Annotated in this window: 11 protein-coding genes and 2 pseudogenes; 6 read left to right on the top strand and 7 right to left on the bottom strand. The window is 69.9% G+C overall.

Annotation, left to right across the window (positions count from 1 at the left end; translation table 11 throughout):
• On the bottom strand, positions 1-263 hold a 263-nt coding region (locus ACFQ4H_RS26420; protein WP_377575561.1), incomplete at its 3' end, for a hypothetical protein.
• Positions 264-560: 297 nt separating this feature from the next.
• Here ACFQ4H_RS26420 and ACFQ4H_RS26415 point away from each other — a divergent pair.
• The 4 genes from ACFQ4H_RS26415 to ACFQ4H_RS26400 all read left to right on the top strand — a co-directional run bounded on the left by ACFQ4H_RS26415 (position 561) and on the right by ACFQ4H_RS26400 (position 6,803).
• On the top strand, positions 561-2,375 hold the full coding sequence (locus tag ACFQ4H_RS26415; protein ID WP_377575558.1) for a fibronectin type III domain-containing protein: 1,815 nt from the start codon (positions 561-563) through the stop codon (positions 2,373-2,375).
• Between the two features lie 95 nt (positions 2,376-2,470).
• A complete protein-coding gene (locus ACFQ4H_RS26410; RefSeq protein WP_377575555.1) occupies positions 2,471-3,424 on the top strand; it encodes an AAA family ATPase in 954 nt (317 codons plus the stop codon).
• A 2-nt stretch (positions 3,425-3,426) separates the two neighbouring features.
• Positions 3,427-4,563: a DUF58 domain-containing protein gene (locus ACFQ4H_RS26405; protein ID WP_377575551.1), complete on the top strand. Its 1,137-nt coding sequence runs from the start codon at positions 3,427-3,429 to the stop codon at positions 4,561-4,563.
• Positions 4,560-6,803, top strand: coding sequence for a transglutaminase TgpA family protein (locus ACFQ4H_RS26400; RefSeq protein WP_377575549.1), 2,244 nt, complete (start codon positions 4,560-4,562; stop codon positions 6,801-6,803). Before ACFQ4H_RS26405 ends, ACFQ4H_RS26400 begins: the two co-directional genes overlap by 4 nt.
• Before the next feature lie 130 nt (positions 6,804-6,933).
• Here ACFQ4H_RS26400 and eccB read toward each other — a convergent pair whose 3' ends face one another.
• Both eccB and eccD read right to left on the bottom strand, forming a co-directional pair.
• Complete coding sequence (gene eccB, locus ACFQ4H_RS26395; protein ID WP_377575546.1) at positions 6,934-8,367, bottom strand: type VII secretion protein EccB; 1,434 nt, start codon at positions 8,365-8,367, stop codon at positions 6,934-6,936.
• A gap of 4 nt (positions 8,368-8,371) precedes the next feature.
• Positions 8,372-9,754: a type VII secretion integral membrane protein EccD gene (gene eccD, locus ACFQ4H_RS26390; RefSeq protein ID WP_377575544.1), complete on the bottom strand. Its 1,383-nt coding sequence runs from the start codon at positions 9,752-9,754 to the stop codon at positions 8,372-8,374.
• Between the two features lie 134 nt (positions 9,755-9,888).
• Here eccD and ACFQ4H_RS26385 point away from each other — a divergent pair, with 134 nt between their 5' ends.
• Positions 9,889-11,511 carry a serine/threonine protein kinase gene (locus tag ACFQ4H_RS26385; protein ID WP_377575541.1) on the top strand — a complete coding sequence of 541 codons (1,623 nt, stop codon included), beginning with the start codon at positions 9,889-9,891 and terminating at the stop codon, positions 11,509-11,511.
• A gap of 764 nt (positions 11,512-12,275) precedes the next feature.
• Here the strand turns inward: ACFQ4H_RS26385 and ACFQ4H_RS26380 are convergent.
• From ACFQ4H_RS26380 to ACFQ4H_RS26370, 3 genes and pseudogenes are all read right to left on the bottom strand, one after another.
• Entirely contained in the window at positions 12,276-13,034 is a 759-nt protein-coding gene (locus tag ACFQ4H_RS26380) for an SDR family NAD(P)-dependent oxidoreductase (protein WP_377575538.1), read from the bottom strand.
• Between the two features lie 230 nt (positions 13,035-13,264).
• Positions 13,265-14,005 (bottom strand): annotated as a pseudogene (locus tag ACFQ4H_RS26375) (3'-5' exonuclease); the annotation flags it as partial.
• Between the two features lie 64 nt (positions 14,006-14,069).
• Positions 14,070-14,693, bottom strand: a pseudogene (locus ACFQ4H_RS26370) (serine/threonine-protein kinase); the annotation flags it as partial.
• Positions 14,694-15,125: 432 nt separating this feature from the next.
• On the opposite strand from ACFQ4H_RS26370, the gene ACFQ4H_RS26365 reads away from it, so the two are divergent.
• Positions 15,126-18,950, top strand: coding sequence for a ricin-type beta-trefoil lectin domain protein (locus ACFQ4H_RS26365; RefSeq protein ID WP_377575536.1), 3,825 nt, complete (start codon positions 15,126-15,128; stop codon positions 18,948-18,950).
• A 99-nt stretch (positions 18,951-19,049) separates the two neighbouring features.
• On the opposite strand, the gene katG is transcribed toward ACFQ4H_RS26365, so the two are convergent.
• Positions 19,050-21,326: a catalase/peroxidase HPI gene (katG, locus tag ACFQ4H_RS26360; RefSeq protein ID WP_377575534.1), complete on the bottom strand. Its 2,277-nt coding sequence runs from the start codon at positions 21,324-21,326 to the stop codon at positions 19,050-19,052.
• Between the last annotated feature and the right edge of the window lie 272 nt (positions 21,327-21,598).

Here is a 21,598-nt window from a genome sequence, read left to right as displayed (position 1 = left end):
CCCCGGGCACACGCGCGGCCAGTCCGACGATCGCGATCGGCTCGACGCCGACGGGCCGCGGATCTGGCGGCGGGCAGGGCGGCGAGGGCGGCCTCCCGCGCCGCGTCTCGCGACTCCGCCGTGACCTCGGCCGTCACCCGGACGGTGGCGCCGGAGGTGGTGGCCACCGGCGGTGCGGTTGGTTGCGGCGCCGGCACGCCGGCCTGCTCGCCGGTCTGGGTCACACCGAAACTGGGCACCGCCCGAGCATGCTCGATGGACATGAGGTTTCGATGACACTTCGACCTCAGCGGTTGCGGACGATACATGGAACGGTCTCCATCCCGTTCCGGCTCTGCTCAGCGATGTATCGCGGGTGAATCCGCCCGAGATAGGGTCGCGGTGTGTCCATGGACTCGAGGCGCCCGAGAGTTCCCGGCCGCCGCAAGCTCAGCGCTACGACGCGGACCCGCGTGACGATGGCGGCCCTGGTCGCGAGTTGCGTGGGGCTTGTCGGCATGGCCGTGGCAGGCCGGTCCCCGGCCTCTCCTGATCTGCAGTTCATCCAGGTGGGCCATTGGGTGTACAACGACGAGTTCCAGTCGGCGTTCCATGTCGACGGGTCGACGGGTCGGGTCGACGCGCGGGCCATGGTGCCCGGTGCCGAGCAGGGTAGCCAGGTCGTGCAGGGCGAGCGGGCCGGCTATGTGGTCGGCCGGTCGCGGGTTTCGGTGTTCAGCAAGTCCACGCTGAGCGTCGAGGACACCCGCACGCCTCCGGCCACCGAGCAGCCGGTCGTGCTGGAGGTCGCGGGCGGCCCGTACCTGGTCTACCGCAACGCGGGTCAGGTGGTCCGACTCGGTGATCCGGCCGCGACGGTACCGGCGGGCGGACCGCTGTCCAGGCCCACGGCGACCAGCGACGGAACCGTCTGGCTGCACCGGACCGACACCGGCTCGCTGTGCGGCCTGACCCGGGCCGCCACCCGGCTGGTCTGCCACGCACGGCTGACCCAGGGCCACAGCGGCTCGCTCACCGTCGTCGACGATCAGCCCGTCGTGGTCGACACCACATCGGACACACTGAGCACGGTCGGTGAGGGAGGGCTGGGCGAGCCAGCCGCCATCGGAATCGACCTGCCCGCGTCGGCCCAGGTCGCGAACAGCGCCGTGGCCGGTCGGCTGGCCGTTGTCGATCCGGAACGCAACCGGCTGCTCCTGGTCGACACCGCCGGGCTGCACAAGCGTCCGGTGGCCCAACCGGTCGTGGTCGAACTCCCCAAGGACGGCCGGTTCTCCGAGCCGGTCACCACCTCGAACGTCGTCGCGGTGGTCGACCAGACCCGCAACGTACTGATGACCTACGACGGCAGCGGCGCTCCCAAGGCCCGCACACAGATTCCCGGCAACGGTGGATCGCCCAGGCTGGCCCGGGGTGAGGACAACCGGATCTACGTCGACAGCCCGGATGGCTCCCACGTACTGGTCGTCGACGGCGAGAGCGGCTCGGTCGCGAACGTGCCGGTCGACGGCGAGGATCCGGAGGAGCCGACGCCCCAGGCTACCGGTGCGACGCCGACTCCTCCGGGTGTGCCGGCGACTCCTCCGGGCGCCCCGGGCAGGGTCAACGCGGTCGCTGGCGACGGCTCGGCCACCGTCACCTGGGCGGCTGCCGCCCCGAACGGGGCGAAGGTCACCTCGTACCACCTGTCCTGGTCCGGCGGGTCGACCAGGGTCAGCGGAACGACGCTGCGTACGACCGTGTCCGGGCTGACCAACGGCACGTCCTACGTGATCACTGTGGTCGCGGAGAACTCGGTGGGCCGGGGGCCCGGTGCGAGCACCGGGTCGGTCGTCCCGCAGCGCCGGGCCGCCGCACCGAGGGTCACGGTGAAGGCCGCCTCCGGTACGTACACCGTGACGTGGAACCAGCCCGACCTCGGCGGCGGCACGCTCGTGCACTACCTGGTGAGTGCGCAGGGCCAGGCCGACCGCCGGGTGACGAGCCGAAGCACCCAGTACACCGGCATTTCCGGTACCGTCACGGTCCGCGCGGTGACCCGGTTCGGCCCGTCCGGCTCGCCGACGGTCCGTGGGGCCGCCGGCTCCGCGAAGGTCCCTGTCCCTACCGGGCCACCGACCGTGGAGATCCTCAGCGTACGGAGCGTGTCGACCGGCCTGCGCGTGACCGTCAGGGCCGACGGCAAGGGCTCGGCGGCGACCTGCCAGGCGAGCTTCCTCCAGATCAAATCCGCCTCGGTCTCCTGCAGCGGCGTCACGGACCTCACCATCACGAACGTCGTCTGGTTCGGGAGCATCTCGGTCACGGCCACCATCACAACCGCGGCAGGCAGCCGCACGGACACCTGGACGGGTGTGCCGCAGGTAGTTGGATGACCCAGAGGCGGGTTCGGGGACACCGTCCCCCTGGCTCGGACCTGCTGCTAGGGCAGCGGGACATTGAGTGAAGCGTCAACGAGAGGTAAAGCGTCGTGGCACCAACACCGGGGGCGGCCTACCAGCTCATCGCCGACAACGTCCAACTGGTCGTGCGCGGCAAGCCGGACATCGTCCGGCTGGCCGTGGCAGCCCTGTTCGCCGAGGGACACCTGCTGATCGAGGACGTGCCCGGCGTCGGTAAGACGACGTTGGCGCGGTGCATCGCGGCCAGCGTCGGCGGCCGGTGGCATCGCATCCAGTTCACTCCCGACCTGCTGCCCGGCGACATCACCGGCGTGACGGTGTACCAGCAGAGCACCGAGCGATTCCAGTTCCACCCCGGCGGGATCTTCGCCAACGTGGTGTTGGCCGACGAGATCAACCGGGGTACGCCCAAGACCCAGGCCGCGCTGCTGGAGGTCATGGCCGAGCGCCGGGTGACCGTCGACTCGGTCGGCCACGACGTACCACGGCCGTTCCTGGTCGTGGCCACACAGAACCCGATCGAGTTGGAGGGCACCTACCGGCTTCCCGAGGCGCAGTTGGACCGGTTCCTGATGCGGCTGTCGGTCGGCTACCCCGATCACGATGCCGAGATGCGGGTGGTGATGGGGGACTGTGCCGGGGTGAACCCGGACGAGCTGGAGCCGGTGCTGGACATTGCCGACGTGCAACGGGTGATCGGCGAGGTACGCAGGTCCCGGGTCGCCCCGGAGATCGTCTCCTACGCGGTCCGGCTGGCTGCGGCAAGCCGGGCGCACCCGGCGGTCCGGTACGGTGCCAGCCCGCGCGGCAGCATCGCCCTGATCCGGGCCGCCCAGGCGTTTGCCGCCACCGACGGCCGCAACTACGTGATCCCGGACGACGTGAAGGACGTGGCCCATCCGGTGCTGTGCCATCGCCTCGTACTCACCCCGGACGCGGAGTTGAACCAGCGGCAGGCCGACCAGGTGGTGGACGAGTTGCTGTCCGATACCGCCGCGCCCACGGTCGTAACCGGGCGGTAGGCGTGCGGCTCACTCGCCGCGGCGTCGCCGTACTCGCTGGAGCCGTCGGCTGCTACGCCATCGGCGAACTGGCCGGCTATGCCTTCTTCCGTCTGCTGGGCGGCGTCGCGGTGGGGGCTCTCCTGGCCGCCATGGGCACCGCGAAGTTCCGACCGAGGGTCGAGGTTGACCGGACCGTGTACCCGGACCGCATCGAGCGTGGCAGGCCCGCACTGGCGACCCTGGTCGTACGCAACACGACCGCACGTCGGCATGGCGGCTTCGCTGCGGGCGACCGCGTCGGGCCCGAGATACACCGGATCCAGGTCAGGCCGCTCTCTCCCGGCGCGGAGGCCACCTACCACTACGAACTCCCCACCGGCGTACGCGGCAAGCTCCAGGTGGGCCCGCTCGCGCTGACCCGGCTTGATCCGTTCGGCCTCGTCCGCACCGAGCAGACCGTCGGTGGCACCACCGTTCTGTGGGTGTACCCACGTCGGCATCAGGCACGTCCGGCACAGGCGGCGCATCCTCAGCACCACTACGCCGGGCCGATCACCGATCCGCCGTTGCGCGGTTCGACGGACCTACGCTCGGTCCGGGAGTACGTGCCCGGCGACGAGGTGCGTCACCTGTACTGGAAAGCGACCGCCCGGACCGGTCAGCTCATGGTGCGTGAGTACGCCGACCCGGCCCGGATGAGGTTCACCGTCGTGCTCGACACCAGAGCGGACGTGATGAGCCCCTCGGTGTTCGAGGAGGCCGTGGAGGTGGCAACCTCGCTGTTGTACGCGTCGGCGGCTACCGGACAGCAGTGCCGGCTGATCACACCAGCCGGTACCAACACCCCGGTCGACAGCGGCCTGCGCGTGGCACGGATCTTGCTGGACGAGCTGTGCCTGGTCAGCCAGGACGCGTCGGGCGAAGCGTCGCTGGTGCCCCCAGCGCTGGCCACGTCCCGGCCGGGCGGTGCCGTTGTCGTGATCACCGGGCCGCATGTCGACCTCGGCTCGGCCCGTCGGTGGCGGCCGGACACCGTGATCCGGCTCGGCGTCCCACCGCCGGCGGCCCACAGCGGCACCGGGTTGATCAGCGCGGTGGACGCGGCAGACGTCATGGCCAGGTGGAACGGATCGCGATCGCGGGCAGGCTCCCCATGAACGAACCCGTCCGGCCGGCCACCGACCTCGACCGGCTCGCGGTCATCGGGCTGCTCGGTGCGACAGCGGTGGCCGGTCTGCTGTTCTGGCCGGTTTTCGGCCTGCCCGCGCTGCTGCCGCCGGTACTCGTGGTCGTCCTGGCGGGCTACGGCTGCGTCGAACTGACCGCGCGCCGACCGCGCCTGGCGTCGGTACGGCCGTTGCTCGTGCTGGTCACCGGTGTGCTCGGGCTGATCGAATCCGTGCTGTTCTCGACCACCGTCGCCGGTCTGCCCACCGTGGCGTCGCTACGGGCGCTGCTGCGTGGGTTCACCGAGGGCTGGCTACTCACCCTCCAGTCCACCTGGCCGGCGAAACCGGATGCCGATCAACTGCTGTTCGTCCCGCTGGCCGTGCTGCTGGCGGCGCTGCTCGGCATCGAACTCCTGCTCCGGCTGCGTCAGCCGGTGGCGGCGTTACTGCCCGGCCTGGCGGTGGCCGGGCTTGCCCAGGCGTACCAGGCGCTGACCGGTGTCACGGCGGTCCTGGCCGTGGCGGGCTACGCGGCCCCGGTTGCCCTGTTGTTGTGGTCCGATCGTTCGAGCCGGTCCCGCCCGCGTAACGGTGGTCGCCGGCCGGGCCGGCGACTGTCCGGTATGGACTTCCGGCTGGCGGTGCCGACCGTGCTTGCGATGGTGGCCGGTGCCGTCGTCATCGGTAGCCTCGATCCGGCGGGGCGGGAGCCGTACCGCCTGAAGGACGACCACACGGCGCCACTGCGGCAAACCCGGCTCAGCAACCCGTTGCAGGAGATCGCGCAGCGGCTGGCCGACCCGGACCGGGAGGTCTTCCGCTACCGCAGCGACGGGCCGGTCGACCGGTGGAGCCTGGTCGTGCTGGATGGATTCGACGGCGTCAACTGGTCCGCCGACACGCGGCTGTACCGGATGGGAGCCCGCCTGGAAGGGGCACCGGGCAGCATCACCCGGTCGGCCGAGGTGCACGTACGGGACCTGGCCGGACCGTGGCTGCCGAGTCAGTCGATCCCGTTGGCCGTGAACGGACTCGCACCACTGGTGGACCAGTCCGCCGGTACGCTGCTGCTGGATCAGCCGACCGTTACCGACGGGGACAGACGTTACCGGCTGACCTGGTCCGAGCCCGAGGTCGACGCTGCCACTCTCGGCGTCGGCTCGGTCGACACCGAGGCGGTGGGTGGCCTCGGCGACCTCGGCACCGTGCCGGCCGAGATCGCCCAACTGGCCAGGGACGCGGTGCAGGGCCTGCCCCCCAGCTTCCAGTCGGCCCTGCAACTGGATCGGTTCCTCAGCGACAACTACCAGGTGGTGCTCGGCGGCAATCTGTCGACCGGGCACGGCTGGCCGCAACTGCGGCACTTCCTGACCGAGAGCAGACGCGGAACCAGCGAGCAGTTCGCCGCCGCGTACGTGGTCCTGGCACGGTTGAACGGCATCCCGGCCCGGTTGGTCGTCGGCTATCGCGGGTCGACCGAGACTGATGGTGACACCTACGTCGTACGCAACCGCGACGTGCTGGCCTGGCCGGAGGTGGCAGTGGCCGGAGTCGGGTGGGTACCGCTCAACCCGACCGCGGCCGGGACCAGGGCCACCGGGCCGGACAAGGTACCGTCCAGCCTCGCCAGGGCGGCCGCTCAGGCCAGGGCCCAGCTCCCACCGGAGCAGGAGCTGCGTCCGCCGGAGCTGTCACAGCCACCGCAGCAGGTCGTGGACGATCAGGCTACCGGCCTCGGTCTCCGCCAGGCCGGGATGATGACTGCGGTTGCGCTGTCCGCGCTGCTGGTCAGCTGGCTGTTCGGGGTGCCGCTGGCGAGGTCGGTACGCGCTGGACGGCGACGTCGCCGGAGCGGCACCGATGGCATGATCGGCGCCTGGGCCGAGGTGTGCGAGCGGCTGGTGGCGCACGGGGTGTCGTACCGGATCGGGATGACGCCGCGAGATCTGGCCAGGGCGGCGGCCCCGATGGCGGGCGAGCCGACCACCCAGTCGATCGTCAGGCTGGGACGCATGCTGGACATGGCACTGTGGTCCGGTGAGCAGGTGCCCGACGGCACCGTCACGCGGGCCTGGGATGAGGTGCGCTCGATCCGCCGGGGCCTGGCCGGGCAACGCTTCTCCATCCGGCTGCGAGCGGCACTGGATCCGCGCACCCTGTTGCCGCTGGTGGGCCGTGGAAGACGCACTTCCCGGGTCAGCCGGTCCGGTTCGACCCGAGAGCGTTGAGTCCGGCTCCAGCGTCGTGGCCGGGTGCCAGCGACAACCTCGGCTCCGCCGCCCTGACGCATGGACGTTGGTGTCGTCGTTCTCGGGGCCGTCTCATTTTCATGGACGCCGTATCCACATCGTGGCAGGCTCATCCGCCGAGCGTCTGGCGCGCGGCGTCGTTCGGGTCGAGGCTGGGACCTTCCGGAAGGCGCGCGACCAGGCTCGCTGGCAGCCGCACCGGGCGGACAGCCGAGTAACCGAGCATCGCCAACACCTCGGGCGTGGCCACCGGGTAGCGCCGGCCCATGTCGGTCACCACCGTCAGGGTGCCGACCGGTGCAAGCGCCGACGGCATCACCTCGATCACGGCGGCCCGTCCCGGCGGTACGTGGACGCGGTCCGCAAGCGGCGTTCCGTCCCCGTTCCGGCGGGTGGTCGTCGTCAACGGGTCCGCCGGCGGCAACGTGGAGTCGATGCTCAACCGGGGCACGGCCTCCCCCGGGTCGAAAGTGGCGCAGACCGTGGCCTCGTCATCCGACGACCGGACTATCGCCGGCCGCGTGGCGGGCGCCGCACCCGCGTCGCCATCGACCGGCGGGAGTTGACGCGCCGCGGCAGCCAGCGACGGGGCCAGCGGAACCGCTTTCGGCTCACTGCCGGGGTAGGCAGCCAGGATCGGCGAGAACGCCCGCTGGATGTCGTACTGCAGTTCGGTGATCGGTCGCAGCGTATCCCGCTCGGCCAGGTAGTACTGCTGCCCTCCGCCGGAGGTCTGCACCACCAGCAGCGTCCCGACGCGGATGTCGGTTCGGCCGGGCACCGCGGTGGACGGGATCCCGGCCTGGGACACCGCGATCGGCCCGATCGGCGCCCCTTCCGGCAGCACGTCCAGCCATGACCGACCCACTCTCGCCCACGGTTGCGTGGTCAGCGCAAGCCCGGTACCGACCGCACCATAGTCGTTGATCTTGTGCCGGTGGCCGCGCCAGACCAGGAACCGGTCGCCGGTCGGCACCAACTCCACCAGCAGGGCCTGCTCCCCCAGACCGAGGCCACCAGCGGGCGCGGTACCCACCAGCAGCACAGACTCCTCGATCCGACTGCCGGCCACATCGCTGGCCGCCGCCGAACACAGTGACCACGACCCGGGCAGCAGCCGGTCCTTGCCGGGTAGCGCGTCAGGCGCATCCGGAATACCGATCCGGGGACCGCGCGGGACACCGACCAGGGAGTTCCTGGACACCCGCTCGGTGCTGCCGTGAGTGCCGATCAGCAGCAGCGCGGAGGCGTAGTTGGCGACCGGGTGCAGCCGCCCGTTCAGGTAGACATACCGGCTACCGGTCTCCTTCTCCACGATCACCACGTTGTCCTTGCGCCAGGCGTTGTTGCCGCCCGGCACGATCATCCCGTACAGGCCGACGCACGCCAGGGCCACGATGGCCAGGGCGACACCGGCGAGTGACGCGCCCGCCGGCCGGCGAAACGGTGGCTGCTCCGGGTCGGTTTCCCTGGTGACCAGTGCCGAGGTCGCCCGCTGCACGAGAAACTGGTACGCCTGGAGTTGGTCGCGTTTGGATGCCATCGGCTCAGCCCCCGAGCCCGCGCACGTAGCCGAACAGGCCGAGCACCGAGCAGGCCACCGGCACGATGGCAGCCATGGTCAGCATCTCGGAGTACTCGGCCAGCCGCCCGAGATAGAGGTTGGGAGCGCGGGTGCTGTATAGGACGCCGGCCACGATCACGCCTGCGGCCAGGGCGATCAGCAGCGGCCCGGTGGACACCAGTAGCACCGCGCGATCGGCCATGGCCGGGCCGGCGAATAGGCAGCCGACCCCGAACATCCCGGTGACCAGCAGCGGCACCCGCTGACGCAGAATCGGATAGAGCCGTGCGCGCAGCAGGAAACCGACGGCCAGCACGGCTACCAACACCACGGCGGCCTTGCTGTCGCTACGGATCAGCACCACCTGGCAGCACATCACCGCCACACACGACCCGGCCAGCATCCCGGTGAGCAAGGCTTCCGCCCTGACCACTGCGGCGTGTACCAGTTCGAGGCGTGGCTGCGGATCGTCCCGGACCAGGTCGGCAGCGGATCGCGGCAGCACCGGCATCGGTACTCGGCCGAGCCGTAACGCCAGCGGAGCGAACGCGGTGGAGAGCGCCAGAAGACCGCCGCCGACCACGGCCGCCGCCTCGTAGGACTCCAGCTCGTCGGTGGTGGTCAACCAGCCACCGACCACGCCGAGCAGGCCGACCATGGCTGCCCCGGCGAACAGCGCCGGGGCGGTGGTCACCCCGACCTGGCCCACCAGCGCCGCCATCAGCAACAACGCTCCGGCGACCACCAGATGGCCCGCGGAGAGTCCGAGCACCGGTTTGTCGTCGGCCAGTAGCAGCCCGCCGCCGGTGAAGGCGTACGGCAACGCAGTCGCCCCGAGCGCCGCCCCCACGCCGGCGTCACCGACCGCGCGGGCCATCACCACGGCGGCGATCAGGAGCAACGCGGACACGCCCAGGGCCCACAGCGCCGGTGGCGTCCACGGCGGTCCGGCCCGCAGCACCGCGACCAGGCCGAGCAGCAGCGCCGCGACCCCGGCCGCCAGGCCGACCTGCCGGGTGTGCCGCGGTCCCCACGCTGCCCCGGTGCGACCCGAACCGGTGGCGATGGCATCGACCAGGTCGTCGTACTCCAACTCCGGCCAGTTGATCCGCCGTTCCGCCAGGTGCAGGATCTCCCCGTCCCGCACCCGATGCGAGGCCAGCGTCCGATCCAGATCGAACGCCGTACCGTCGGTCCTGCGCAGCAGCCAGCCACCGTTGGTGACCCCCTCGTCGGCCAGCCCCTCGCCGGCTCGGGCCAGGAGACCGGGGAGGATCTCGGCGATGGCGGCGTGCTCCGGCAACGCCATGTCGATTCGCCGATGCGCAGTGGCGACGGTAACCCTGACCAGGCCGGTAGTCTGCATGTGAGCAGCTTCGACCGTGGCAGCCGACAGCGGTTGGCGTAGGCAGGAACCTGCCGTACCGTACTGGCGGCTGTTCGGCATTCCTACGCTGGATTCCGGCTAGCGCCGACGGTGACGCCGGAGGGTGTGGATCTGTGGACATTACGGCAGGCGGTGTCGTCATCGGCCCGAAGGTGCTTGCGAACGGTCCTGTCGCCACGGTCCACGCGGGGCACCTGGCGAACACCGACACCGAGGTCGCGGTCAAGATGTTCGCCGACAGGTTCGACCGCGACACCACCGCACGGCTCGACCGCGAGCGCCAGGCACTGAACAGCGTACGGTCGGTGCACTCGATCCTGCTCGTCGACGGCCTCGTCGACCATCCTGACGGCCGGTCAGGCGTACGGATGGAGCTGTGCCCGGGGTCGCTGGCCGGATTGTTGAACGCCGGTGACGCCGCGCTGGCTGTGAGTGAGGTGCTCAGCATCGGATTGACGGTCGCGACCGCCCTCGCTGCGGCACACCGGGTGGGTGTGGTGCACGGCGGGGTGACGCCGCACAACGTGCTGTACCGACGATCCGGCGAGTTCGTCCTCGCCGACTTCGGCCTGGCCCTGCGCGAACGGTTTCCCCGCGATCCGATGCACGCACTGGAGTACACCGCACCGGAGACACTGCGTGACGACACCCGGTCCACGGCGTCCGACCTGTACGGGTTGGGTGCGGTGCTGTACGCCGCGTTGACGGGTGCGCCGCCGTTCCCCCGCCGCCTCGGCCAGGCACCGGGCGAACGGATTCTGCGGGTGCTGCGGGAGCAGGTGCCACCGATCCACCGGGCGGGCGTTCCAGCCGAACTGTCCGACGTGATCGGGCGGCTGTTGGCCAAGGACCCAGCGGACCGGCCGCCGGACGCGGTGGGCGTGGCGACGTTGTTCGAAGAGTTGCACCGGGCGATGAGCGCCCCGCAGGCTGATCAGCAGGCGCTGCCCGGCCAGGTTCCGGCGACAGCCCCGACCGGCCCTGACCGTGATGAGCCCACCAGTTCCGACGACGCGGGCGACCTGCCCGGCGACAAGCAGGGCGACGTGGACGGCAGCGTCGACCTGGACGACTTCGACTTCGACGACTTCGCCGGTCTTGCTGGAAGCCAGCCTTCGGGCCCAGAGCCTGACAGGTCCTCCCAGCCGAACGCGTCAGATGCACCCGATGTGCCACCTACGCCCACCGTGGCGGCCAGCCCGGCCGTGCCTGATGCCGCGCTGCCCGATGCCGCCGCGCCTGCACCGGCCAGCCGGGTCCTCGTCTACACCACCGGTGGGAGCGACCCGGCCGGCCGGTCCAAACAGGTGCGTACCCGCTGGCGGCCGGCCCTGCTGTTCGGCCTCGGTGCGATCGTCGTGGGGCTGACCGTCGTACCGATGCTCCTGCGGCAGGACGGCCCGAAGCAACCGGCCGCTCCGCCGACTGTCACCGAGGGGCCAGCGCAGGCACCGGCAGCGGCCCAGCCTCCGCAGGTGAACCTCGAACTGGCCCCGCCGGTCGACCGGAACAGCCACGTCGAGCTGACCTGGCGCGCCGATGGCGACCTCGACTTCGCCGTCGTCGTAGCAGGTGAGCGGATCGACACGATGGTGCTGGTAGCCAACCGCCAGCGCACCATGCGGGTGCCGGTCGACCCCACGCGAAAGTACTGCTTCCAGGTACGAGCCACCGACGGCCGCCACATCTACACCACCGAGCCGATCCCGATCCGCGGCGCTCGCTGCAAACTCTGAGCATGGCCCGGCTTGCTATCGGGTAGCTGGAACCGGGCGCGGTGAGCCAGCGGTACGCGAAGGATCTTGAGGTTCATTCGTCGGCGGCGGGTCGGCGACTCGTCCTGCTCGGAGCAGCGCTCATCGGCTTCGGCGTGGCGCTGCTGCAGATGCCTCGGAGTCCGCCCACTGCCGGTATCGGCAGCAGGTTCCCGGACTCCAACCGGTAACAGATGACTGACTTGGTTGCCGCGTCGAGGGACTCCGAGAGCTGTTCGAACGATGCTGGCCAGACGTCCAACAGCGAGAACACGTCCTGGCCGTCGCACATCCGCAGAAGCGGCAGACAACGCCAGTGAGGTGAGCACTCGGGACAGCGGCCGGCGACATGCACCATCACGGGCCGTAGGTGATGAACCGCCGACGGATCCACACCTGCGGCAAGCCAGCCGGCCCCGTGGTGGCGGCTGAATCCGCACGCACGCGTCTCATCGTCCAGGCGCAGCAACTCCGGGGGGTGTCGATCTCCTTGACCGTTCGCGGAACGCTCGACGACATCCTCTGTGTTCCACCTGCTTGGTGCCCGATGCGCCGGTCGGCAGCGGCAACAGCGGGAGCCCCGGTCGATCACGGGTGGATCGACCGGGGCTCCTCGGGCGGTGCCGGATCACCGCACTTTCCGCGGATGACCAGAACGCCCGACCGGGTCGGCCGTGGTCAGGCCAGGGCGGCAGCCCAGCGTTCGGCCCGGAAAGGAAACGCCATGCTGTTGACCGGCGGGCGCGTCAGGAGGTCCAACCTCCGTCGGAGGTGACGACGGCCCCGTTTACGTTGACCGCCTCGTCGGAGCCCAACCAGCAGATCAGGGTGGCGACCTCGGCGGGTGTGGCCGTCCGGGTGACCCGACCGAACGACCGCTCCAGACGCTGGTAGGCCCACGGGACCTTCGGCGCGGCGCTGCGGCCGATGTTGGTCTGGACGCCGCCCGGGCAGACCGCGTTGGCCCGGATGCCGTCCTCGGCGTACAGGTTGGCAATCGAGCGGGTCAGGCCGACCACCCCGTGCTTCGAGGAGACGTACGCGCTGCCGGCAACCGCTCCGGTGAGCCCGCCGATGGACGAGACGTTCACGATCGAACCCCGACCCCGCGCAATCATCAGCGGCAGCACCGCCCGACACAGCCGCATCGGACCAGTGAGGTTGACCGCCAGGACGCGGTCCCAGGTGGCGTCGTCCAACTCCGTGACGGGGAGGAAGTGGTCCATGACCCCAGCGACGTTGGCCAGCAGGTCGACGCGCTGGTCGGGCAGCGCGGCGACGATCCGGTCGATGTCGGCCTGTGCCGTGATGTCGACGACGATCATCGTCGCGGTGTGTCCGTCCTCCTCCACCAGCTTCGCGGTCGTGGCGAGACCCTCGGCATCGACATCACAGCCGATGACCGTGGCTCCCTCCACCGCCAGCTGGCGGGCGACCGCCTGACCGATACCCGATCCGGCTCCGGTCACGACCGCGACCTGTTCGGCGAAGCGCTGCTCGCTCATGATCCATTCTCCGTCCCGGCCCCTACGGCGGACTCATCCGCCCCTGTCTCTGCGGGAGCCTCCCCTTCCATGCTGCTCAGAAGAGGCTGCGGCCCGCAGGGCCGAAGGTCCCGGGCGGGTGGAGGCGAAGGGTGCAATCCTTCGCGCCGCCGAGTGACGCCACAAGCAACCGCGTATTGTTGCCGATCGCCCGCAGGTCGAACTCCAGCGAGATGGCCGGCGCTTTACGGTAGCTGCCGCTGTACGAGGCGGCTGGTCAGGAACGGGCTAGGTGTGCCGTGCCAGAACACGGCCAACTCGTCGCGGGGCCGGGTGGCGGCGACGAAGAGCAGAGAGCGGTCACGCTGACGCTCGCGCTGGTAGCGCTTGGGGTCGGCGTCCCGGTATCGATTGATCATCTGACGGGGCACAAGCCCGTCGCTGACCGCAGCGATGATTACACGCTGATACTCGAGGCCCTTGAACCGGTGCATGGTGCCGACGTGGATGCCGTCCGGCTGCTTCGGGCCGTCCGGGCCGATCTCCACAGCCGGCAGTCCATCGACCATCAACCTGCTGATCACGTCGGTCGCAAGATCCCTCGTCGGCACGCAGATGGCCACTGAGCCATCGGTCGGGCTGCCCCAGGCTCGTAGTTGCTCGGCTATAAGGTCCCGTTCCTGAGTCCAGGTCGTCACGCCTCGAAACACCGGTCGGCTACCACGCAGGAGGGAGCGATAGCCAGCGAGGTCCTCCTCGCCGCCGTCGAGATCGTCGTACACCTCGCCGGTCATGATCTGCAGGGCATCGGCAAGGATCTCGCGGGTGGTGCGATAGCTCAGGGTGAGACGGGACGAGCGGCCACGAATGTTGATGCCGAGACTGCTCAGGGTGACGTGGTTGTCGTAGATGCGCTGGTGGGTGTCGCCAGTGAGGAACATGTCGTCCAGGCCGGGGGCGACCATGGCGCGGAGCATCTTCCAGTGGGCAGCACAGGTCGGGCAGATCGGTCGGCTCGGTGATCCGCAGCAGCAGGTTCCACGAGTTGGTCAGCGGATAGAGCCCGTGGCCGGTGAGGGCGAAGACCAGCGTCGCGGCCAGACCGTAGATGTCGACGGCAGGGGTTAGGTGCCGCTCGCCCCGTACCTGCTCCGGCGACATGTAGGCCGGTGTGCCGACCAGGGCGCCGGGCTCGGTCAGGTAGTCGTGACGGTCGATAAGCACGGCCAAGCCGAAGTCGATGAGCTTCGGGCCGTCCGGGCCGAGAATGATGTTGTGCGGTTTGAGGTCGCGATGCAGCAGGCCCGCCTGGTGCACCTTGGCCAAACCGTCGGCGAGCATCGCCCCGACCATGGCAGCCAGCGGTAGTGGCAGTGGCCCACAGGCGTCGACGTGCTGCCGCAGCGTGGCACCGGGCACGTATTCCATCGCCAGCCAGGCCGGATCGGCGTACGCGTCGGCGTCCTCGAGGCGAGCCACCCGGGAGCCGAAGACCAGCTTGAGGCTGTCGACCTCGGCGGCAAAGCGTTCGCGGATGGCCGGCTCATCAATCAAATACTGTTTGATCACCTTGAGTGCGACCCGGTCGGCGGTCGGGGACACCGCGAAGTACACCTCGCCCATGCCGCCCGAGCCGATTGGCTTGATCAACTCAAAGCCGCCGATGCTGCTCAGCGTCATCCCGCCCCCTCACGGCGTCGCGCTATCTGAATTGCCGGTCCGCGCTGTCGGCCTCTCGGTCACGCGAACGCACGACCGTACAACGTAGACCGACAGCGAGACCAGTGCCATTCGGGTGTTGGCGGCAGACCCCAGAACGCTCCATGAGGGACATCTGACGCCCGCCCATCGACGGTCAGCTGATCTATTTGGACCACCGACTGCCAGCGGCACCGGAGACAGTCCCTTATGTACGGATACCGGTTTAAGTACCTATCGTGCCGATCAGCCGGAGTCGGCGGGGCCAAGGGGGACCCCCCAGAGGAGGTGTTGTGACGTCCGTCGAAGTCCATGATGGACGGCCGGTATAGCATGACGCGCCTGAATGCAGCCGGTATCACCACTTCGTACCGGCAAGTGATGACAGCCCTCAACTGGGAGAAAAGCGTCTGTATGAATCATCTCCGAAAGCCGGGTACCGCGCCCCGGCACCGTCTCCTGCCGGCGGCTGGTGCACTGCTGGTGCTCCCGATCCTGGCCCTGACCGCTTCGGCGGTCCCGCCGCGCTTCGCCGACTTCGGTACCTCTGCTGCCACGCTGGTTGACAGCACACCCGCCGGCCAGGCCGCGACCCGGCCGACTTCTGCCGCTCCGGCAAGCACCACGGTCGCTCCAGCCGCTGCCACACCCACGGTCGCCCCAGCGGTCACTCCGGCCACCGCCCCGCCCACGGCCGCGCAGGGTGCCGCCCCGCAAGCCGGAACGGCGATTCCCGGCAGCTACATCGTCACCGTCAAGGCGAAGGAAGCGGCGCGGATCCGCTCGCACGCGCGTGACCTGGCCGCCGACTACTCGGGCAAGCTCGGCAACGTCTGGACTACGGCGCTGCACGGCTTCTCGGTACGCATGTCCGCAGCCGATGCCGAGCGGCTCGCCCGCGACACGCGCGTCGCGTCCGTACGGCCGGACCTGGTGGTCACCGCCGCCGGCACCCAGACCGATCCTTCCTGGAGCCTGGACCGGGTCGACCAGACCGGCCGCACCCCCAGCGGCACCTACGACTACGACAATGACGGCTCCGGCGCGCACATCTACGTGTTCGACACCGGCGTACGTGCCACGCACTCCGAGTTCGCTGGCCGGATCGGTGACAGCACCCCCGGCACCGACCACAACGACTGCGGCGGGCACGGCACCGCCGTGGCCAGCGCGGCGGCCGGCACGGTCTACGGCGTGGCGAAGAAGGCAACCGTGCATCCGGTACGCGTGCTCGGCTGCGACGGCGCGGGTGCCGCCGCCGACGCGCTGACCGCGATCGACTGGGTCACCAGCACCGCGCCGCGCCCGGCCGTGGTGAACATGAGCTGGTCTACCGGCCCGCAGGATGCGCTGGACAACGCGATCCGCGCCTCGACCGCGTCCGGCGTCACCTACGTCATCGCCGCCGGCAACTCCAACAACGGTGCCTGCGCCACCTCGCCGCAGCGCGTCTCCGAGGCGATCGTGGTCGGTGCCACCGATGACCGGGACCGTCGCGCCGGCTTTTCGAACTACGGCTCGTGTGTCGACATCTTCGCGCCCGGCACCGACATCAAGACTGGTGCCTGGACCGCGGACGACGCAACCGTGACGTCCGGCGGCACGTCGCTGTCCGCGCCGATCGTGGCCGGTGCCGCCGCCGTCTACCTGGCCGCGCACCCGTCGGCCACGTCCGCGCAGGTCCGCGACGCGCTGGTCGGCTGCGCCACCACCGGCCTGATCTCCGACCCAGGCGTCGGATCGCCGGACCGGCTGCTGAACACGCGCTGCGGCAGCGGCCCCGCCGTGACGAACCCGGGCGCGCAGTACACGGCGGTCGGCCAGGTCGTGACGCTGAGGAAGATCACCGCGCCGACTGCGGTCCGCTTCGCCGCCACCGGCCTGCCCGCCGGGCTGTCGATCAACACCACGACCGGCGTGATCAGCGGCACCGGAACCACGGGGGGCACCAGCATCGCGCAGGTCACCGCGACCGACGCAGCCGGCGCCAGCACCACCACGTCGTTCCGCTGGAATGTGATCCTGGGCCGTGGCGCGTTCAGCGGGCCGGGCTCGCTGTGCGTGGACAACAACAGCAGCAACACCACGGACGGCAACCCGCTCCAACTCTGGCCATGCTCGAGCGGCAACGGCGCGCAACTGTTCACCGCGCACGCCGACGGCCGGTTCGAGGTGCAGGGCAAGTGCATGACCGCGGGGTCTCAGGTGGTGCTGCGTACCTGTGACGGCTCCTCCGCTCAGGTCTGGACCGCGCGGAGCAGCGGCGAGGTGGTCAACCCAGCCACCGGCCAGTGCCTGACCGCCGCGTCCACGAACTGGAGTGCGCGGCTGTCGCTTGCGACCTGCGCGGCGGGGACCCTCCAGACGTTCAGGGCGCCGTCCGGCCTGGGCCAGGACGTGATCTCGGTGGAGAATCCGGGCTTCCAGGGCATGGTCAAGGGCACTGTGGTCCGCAAGGCGGTGTTCGCCTCGAACCTGGACACCACGCAGCGGCTCACCTGGTCCGCGACCGGACTGCCGACCGGCCTGTCGATCAACGCCTCGACCGGGATGATCAGCGGTACGGCCACCACGATCACGACGTCCGCCGTGACACTCACTGTGGCGAACGAGGCGGGCCAGACCGGTACCGCGTCCTTCACCTGGCAGGTCGGCGACGGCCGGATCCTCGGTATCAACGGCTACTGCGCCGACTCGGCCAACGCCAGCAGCCAGAACGGCAACCCGATCCAGCTTCACCCCTGCAACGGCACCGCCGCGCAGATGTGGACGGTCCGGTCCGACGGCCGCCTCGAGGTGTTCGCCAAGTGCATTACCGTGGCCGACGACGGTGTCTCCGTCGTGTTGAGCGACTGCGGCACCGCGGCGGCGCAGGTCTGGGCCGTGTCCGGCAGCACGCTGCGGCACACCGCGACCGGGAAGTGCCTCACGGCGCCGACCGGGGACACCTACGCAAAGCTCACGATCGACGTCTGCGCCACCCGCGCCGGCCAGGTCTGGAACCTGCCGACCGCCCCGGTCAGGCTCGATGCCGTCACGAAGCAGTCGTGGACGACCTCCACCGCTCCGACGCTGACCGTCGCCGTGCAGTCGGTCAAGCCCATCAGCCGGTACGCGGCCACTGGCCTACCGTCCGGCGTGACCCTGAACGCGTCGACCGGCGTACTGTCCGGCACGCCCACCGCCATCGGATCCGGTGAGGCGATCGTCACGGTCACCGACTCGGCCGGCGGCATCGGTGCCACGTCGTTCCAGTGGACCGTCCTCCACGGTCAGATCCGCAACGCAAGTGGCTGGTGCCTGGACAACTCGCGCGGCAGGACCGAGGATGGCAACCCGATCCTGGTCTGGGGCTGCAGCGACAGCGGCACTCAGCAGTGGATCGTCCGCCCGGACGGCGCGCTGGAGGTGCAGGGCGGCTGCATGGTCGCGGCTGCGCTCGTCACATGGGGCAGCTGCGACGGTGCCGCGAACAAGGTGTGGCAGGCGACCGAGAACGGTGAACTGCGCAACCCGGCCTCCGGCAAGTGCCTGACCGCGCCGTCGCTGGCCTACGACGTGCAGTTCACGCTCGCGGACTGTGCGGCGACGGCCCTGCAGATCTGGGCGCTGCCGACCGCACCGCGAATCATCACGCCGGTCCCGCAGCAGTCTGTCACCGGCACGGCCGTGTCGCTGGTGCTCGGTGTCACGTACAACGGCGGCCCGACGCCCACCGTCACCGCGACCGGGCTGCCGGCCGGCCTGACCATCTCCGGCACCACGATCTCCGGTACGCCCACCACCACGGGCAGGTACCCGGTGTCGGTGCGCGCGCAGTCAACGTCCGGCGTGTCCACCGCGTCGTTCGTCTGGCTGGTCATCGCGCCGGGTGCGGCCGGGCTGATCATCCACCCGGCCGGCAACTGCGTCGACCGTGGTGGCCCGAACAGCAGCCTGTGGCTGTTCGGGTGCAACTACAGCGGCGCGCAGATGTTCACGATCCGCGCCGACGGCCGCCTCGAGGTACAGAACACCTGCATGATGCCGCTGGGTGGCGGCACGGCGTCCGGCACACAGGTCGGCACCGGCACGTGCAGCACCACGGACGCAACCCAGGTCTGGACCGTCGAAGCCGGCAACACGCTGAGGAACACCGCGTCCGGCCTGTGCCTGACCGCGCCCAGCCCGAACGGCCTGTCCGGCCTCTACCTGGGCTCCTGCTCGGGTAGCACCTGGACGCTGCCGGTCCGAGCCTGACGAGCGTTGGCCGGGCCGCTCACCGCGTCCCGGCCAATCGGCAGTCGAGCCCCGGTCGATCCAACCGCGATCGACCGGGGCTCGTCGTTGATCAGCGGATCAGGCGAGGTCGAACCGGTCGAGTTCCATGACCCTGGTCCAGGCGGCCACGAAGTCCACCACGAACTTGTCGCGCGCGTCCTGGCTGGCGTACACCTCCGCGAGAGCCCGTAGCTGGGAGTTGGAGCCGAAGATGAGGTCGACCGCGGTGGCGGTCCACTTCACCTCGTCGGTAACCAGGTCACGAATCTCGTACACGTGCTCGTCGGACTCCGATGCCTTCCACCGCGTGCCCGGGGAGAGCAGGTTGACGAAGAAGTCGTTGGTGAGCACGCCGGGCCGGTCGGTGAGGACGCCGTGCCGCGTACCGCCGAAGGTAACCCCGAGGGAGCGCAGGCCGCCGACGAGGACGGTCATCTCGGGCGCGGTCAGGTTGAGCATGTAGGCGCGGTCGAGGAGCAGTACCTCCGGCTGGGTCTTCTCCCCTGGACGCAGATAGTTACGGAAGCCGTCGGCGCGCGGTTCGAGGACCCGGAAGGACTCGACATCGGTCTGCTCCTGGGTGGCGTCGGTGCGGCCCGGATGGAACGGCACCGTCACCGCGACGCCGGCATCCCGCGCCGCCTTCTCGACGGCGGCCGAACCAGCCAGCACGATGAGGTCCGCCAGCGAGATCTTCGCACCGCCGGCGGAGTTGAACTCCCGTTGGATGCCCTCAAGGGTGTCCAGGACCGTCGCGAGTTGCTCGGGCTGGTTGACCTCCCAGCTGCGTTGCGGATCGAGGCGGATCCGGGCGCCGTTGGCGCCGCCACGCTTGTCGGTCGACCGGAAGCTGGCGGCCGAGGCCCAGGCGGTGTAGACCAACTGGGCGGTCGTGAGACCGGACTCCAGGACCTTCGCCTTGAGGGTGGCGACGTCGGTGTCACCCACAAGCTCGTGGTCGACGGCCGGCACGGGGTCCTGCCACAGCTGGGGCTCCGGGACCCACGGTCCGAGGAAGCGGCTGACCGGGCCCATGTCGCGGTGCAGCAGTTTGTACCAGGCCTTGGCGAAGGCCAGCGCGAACTCGTCGGGGTTCTCCAGGAACCGCCGCGAGATCTGCTCATAGACCGGGTCGACGCGCAGCGCCAGGTCGGTGGTGAGCATCGTCGGCTTGTGCTTCTTCGTCGGGTCGTGGGCGTCCGGGATGATCGCCTCAGCGTCCTTGGCGACCCACTGCTTCGCGCCGCCGGGGCTCGTGGTGAGTTCCCACTCGTAGCCGAAGAGGATCTCGAAGAAGCGGTTGCTCCACTGCGTCGGCACGTCGGTCCAGGTCACCTCGAGACCGCTGGTGATCGTATCGCCGCCCTTGCCGGTGCCGTACGTGCTCAGCCAGCCCAAGCCCTGCGCCTCCAGCGGAGCAGCCTCGGGCTCGGGGCCCACGTGGTCGTCGGCGACGGCCGCGCCGTGGGTCTTGCCGAAGGTGTGGCCACCGGCGATGAGAGCGACGGTCTCCTCGTCGTCCATCGCCATCCGGGCGAAGGTCTCACGGATGAAGTGCGCCGCTGCGGCCGGGTCCGGGTTGCCGAGGGGGCCCTCCGGGTTGACGTAGATCAGACCCATCTCGGTCGCGCCGACACCGGCCACCATCTCCTTCTCGGAGACGTAGCGCTCGTCACCGAGCCAGGCGTCCTCCGGACCCCAGAAGATCTCCTCGGGCTCCCAGACGTCCTCCCGGCCGAAGCCGAAGCCGAAGGTCTTGAAGCCCATCGACTCCAGCGAGACGTTGCCGGCAAACACGAGCAGGTCGGCCCAGGAGATCTGCTGTCCGTACTTCTGTTTCACCGGCCACAGCAGCCGGCGGGCCTTGTCGAGGTTGGCATTGTCCGGCCAGCTGTTGAGCGGGGCGAACCGCTGACCGCCGTCGCCGGCACCGCCCCGGCCGTCGTGGATGCGGTAGGTGCCTGCGGAGTGCCAGCTCATCCGGATCATCAGACCGCCGTAGTGGCCGAAGTCGGCCGGCCACCAGTCCTGAGACGTGGTGAGAACCTCGATGACGTCCTGTTTGAGGGCCTCGACGTCGAGCTTGGCGAACTCCCTGGCGTAGCTGAAGCTCTCCCCCAGCGGGCTGACCTTGGACGATTGGGCATGCAACACCGAGAGGTCGATCTGGTTGGGCCACCAGTCCCGGTTGGTACGCGGACGACCCCCGGTCTTCGGCCTCGGCGAGTCGATCGCCGGGTTCTCGCTCTCGCTTCCGTGCGCGGTCACCGAGTCGTACGCGACCGGGCAGCCGGCCGCCTCCTTCTTGTCCACGCCCTGCGCGCTGACGGGGGCGTTGTCCTGAGGGTCGCTCATCTAATTCCTTCCGAACCGGCGGATCGCTGGGAGATGCGGGTGGTCGCGCAGCGCTGCGCGCACCACCAACCGGGGCAGGGCCACCCGCAACGAGACCGCTCGTGGCTGGGTCCCGAGGACGGACGTCACGTGCTGAACCTAATCCACTCTTCCGGACTTAAGCCTCAATCCACACACCTTCGGCGAAACCATGGTCGCCTGGTTGGAAAGAGGCGCCGTGGCAGGGCGAAGGTACGTGCCAGTACACCCGTACGATCGGGGTCGCGGTCAGA

The organism is Micromonospora sonneratiae, from assembly GCF_042679305.1.
GTDB lineage: Bacteria > Actinomycetota > Actinomycetes > Mycobacteriales > Micromonosporaceae > Micromonospora_H > Micromonospora_H sonneratiae.
Note: the sequence above shows the minus strand (reverse complement) of the source record. Positions and strands in the feature narration are given on the sequence as shown.

Excerpts from the sequence above, each read along its gene's own strand:
- ACFQ4H_RS26400 (WP_377575549.1), top strand. The coding sequence starts at position 4,560 with ATGAACGAACCCGTCCGGCCGGCCACCGACCTCGACCGGCTCGCGGTC.
- eccB (WP_377575546.1), bottom strand. The coding sequence starts at position 8,367 with ATGGCATCCAAACGCGACCAACTCCAGGCGTACCAGTTTCTCGTGCAG.
- eccD (WP_377575544.1), bottom strand. The coding sequence starts at position 9,754 with ATGCAGACTACCGGCCTGGTCAGGGTTACCGTCGCCACTGCGCATCGG.
- ACFQ4H_RS26380 (WP_377575538.1), bottom strand. The coding sequence starts at position 13,034 with ATGAGCGAGCAGCGCTTCGCCGAACAGGTCGCGGTCGTGACCGGAGCC.
- ACFQ4H_RS26365 (WP_377575536.1), top strand. The coding sequence starts at position 15,126 with ATGAATCATCTCCGAAAGCCGGGTACCGCGCCCCGGCACCGTCTCCTG.
- katG (WP_377575534.1), bottom strand. The coding sequence starts at position 21,326 with ATGAGCGACCCTCAGGACAACGCCCCCGTCAGCGCGCAGGGCGTGGAC.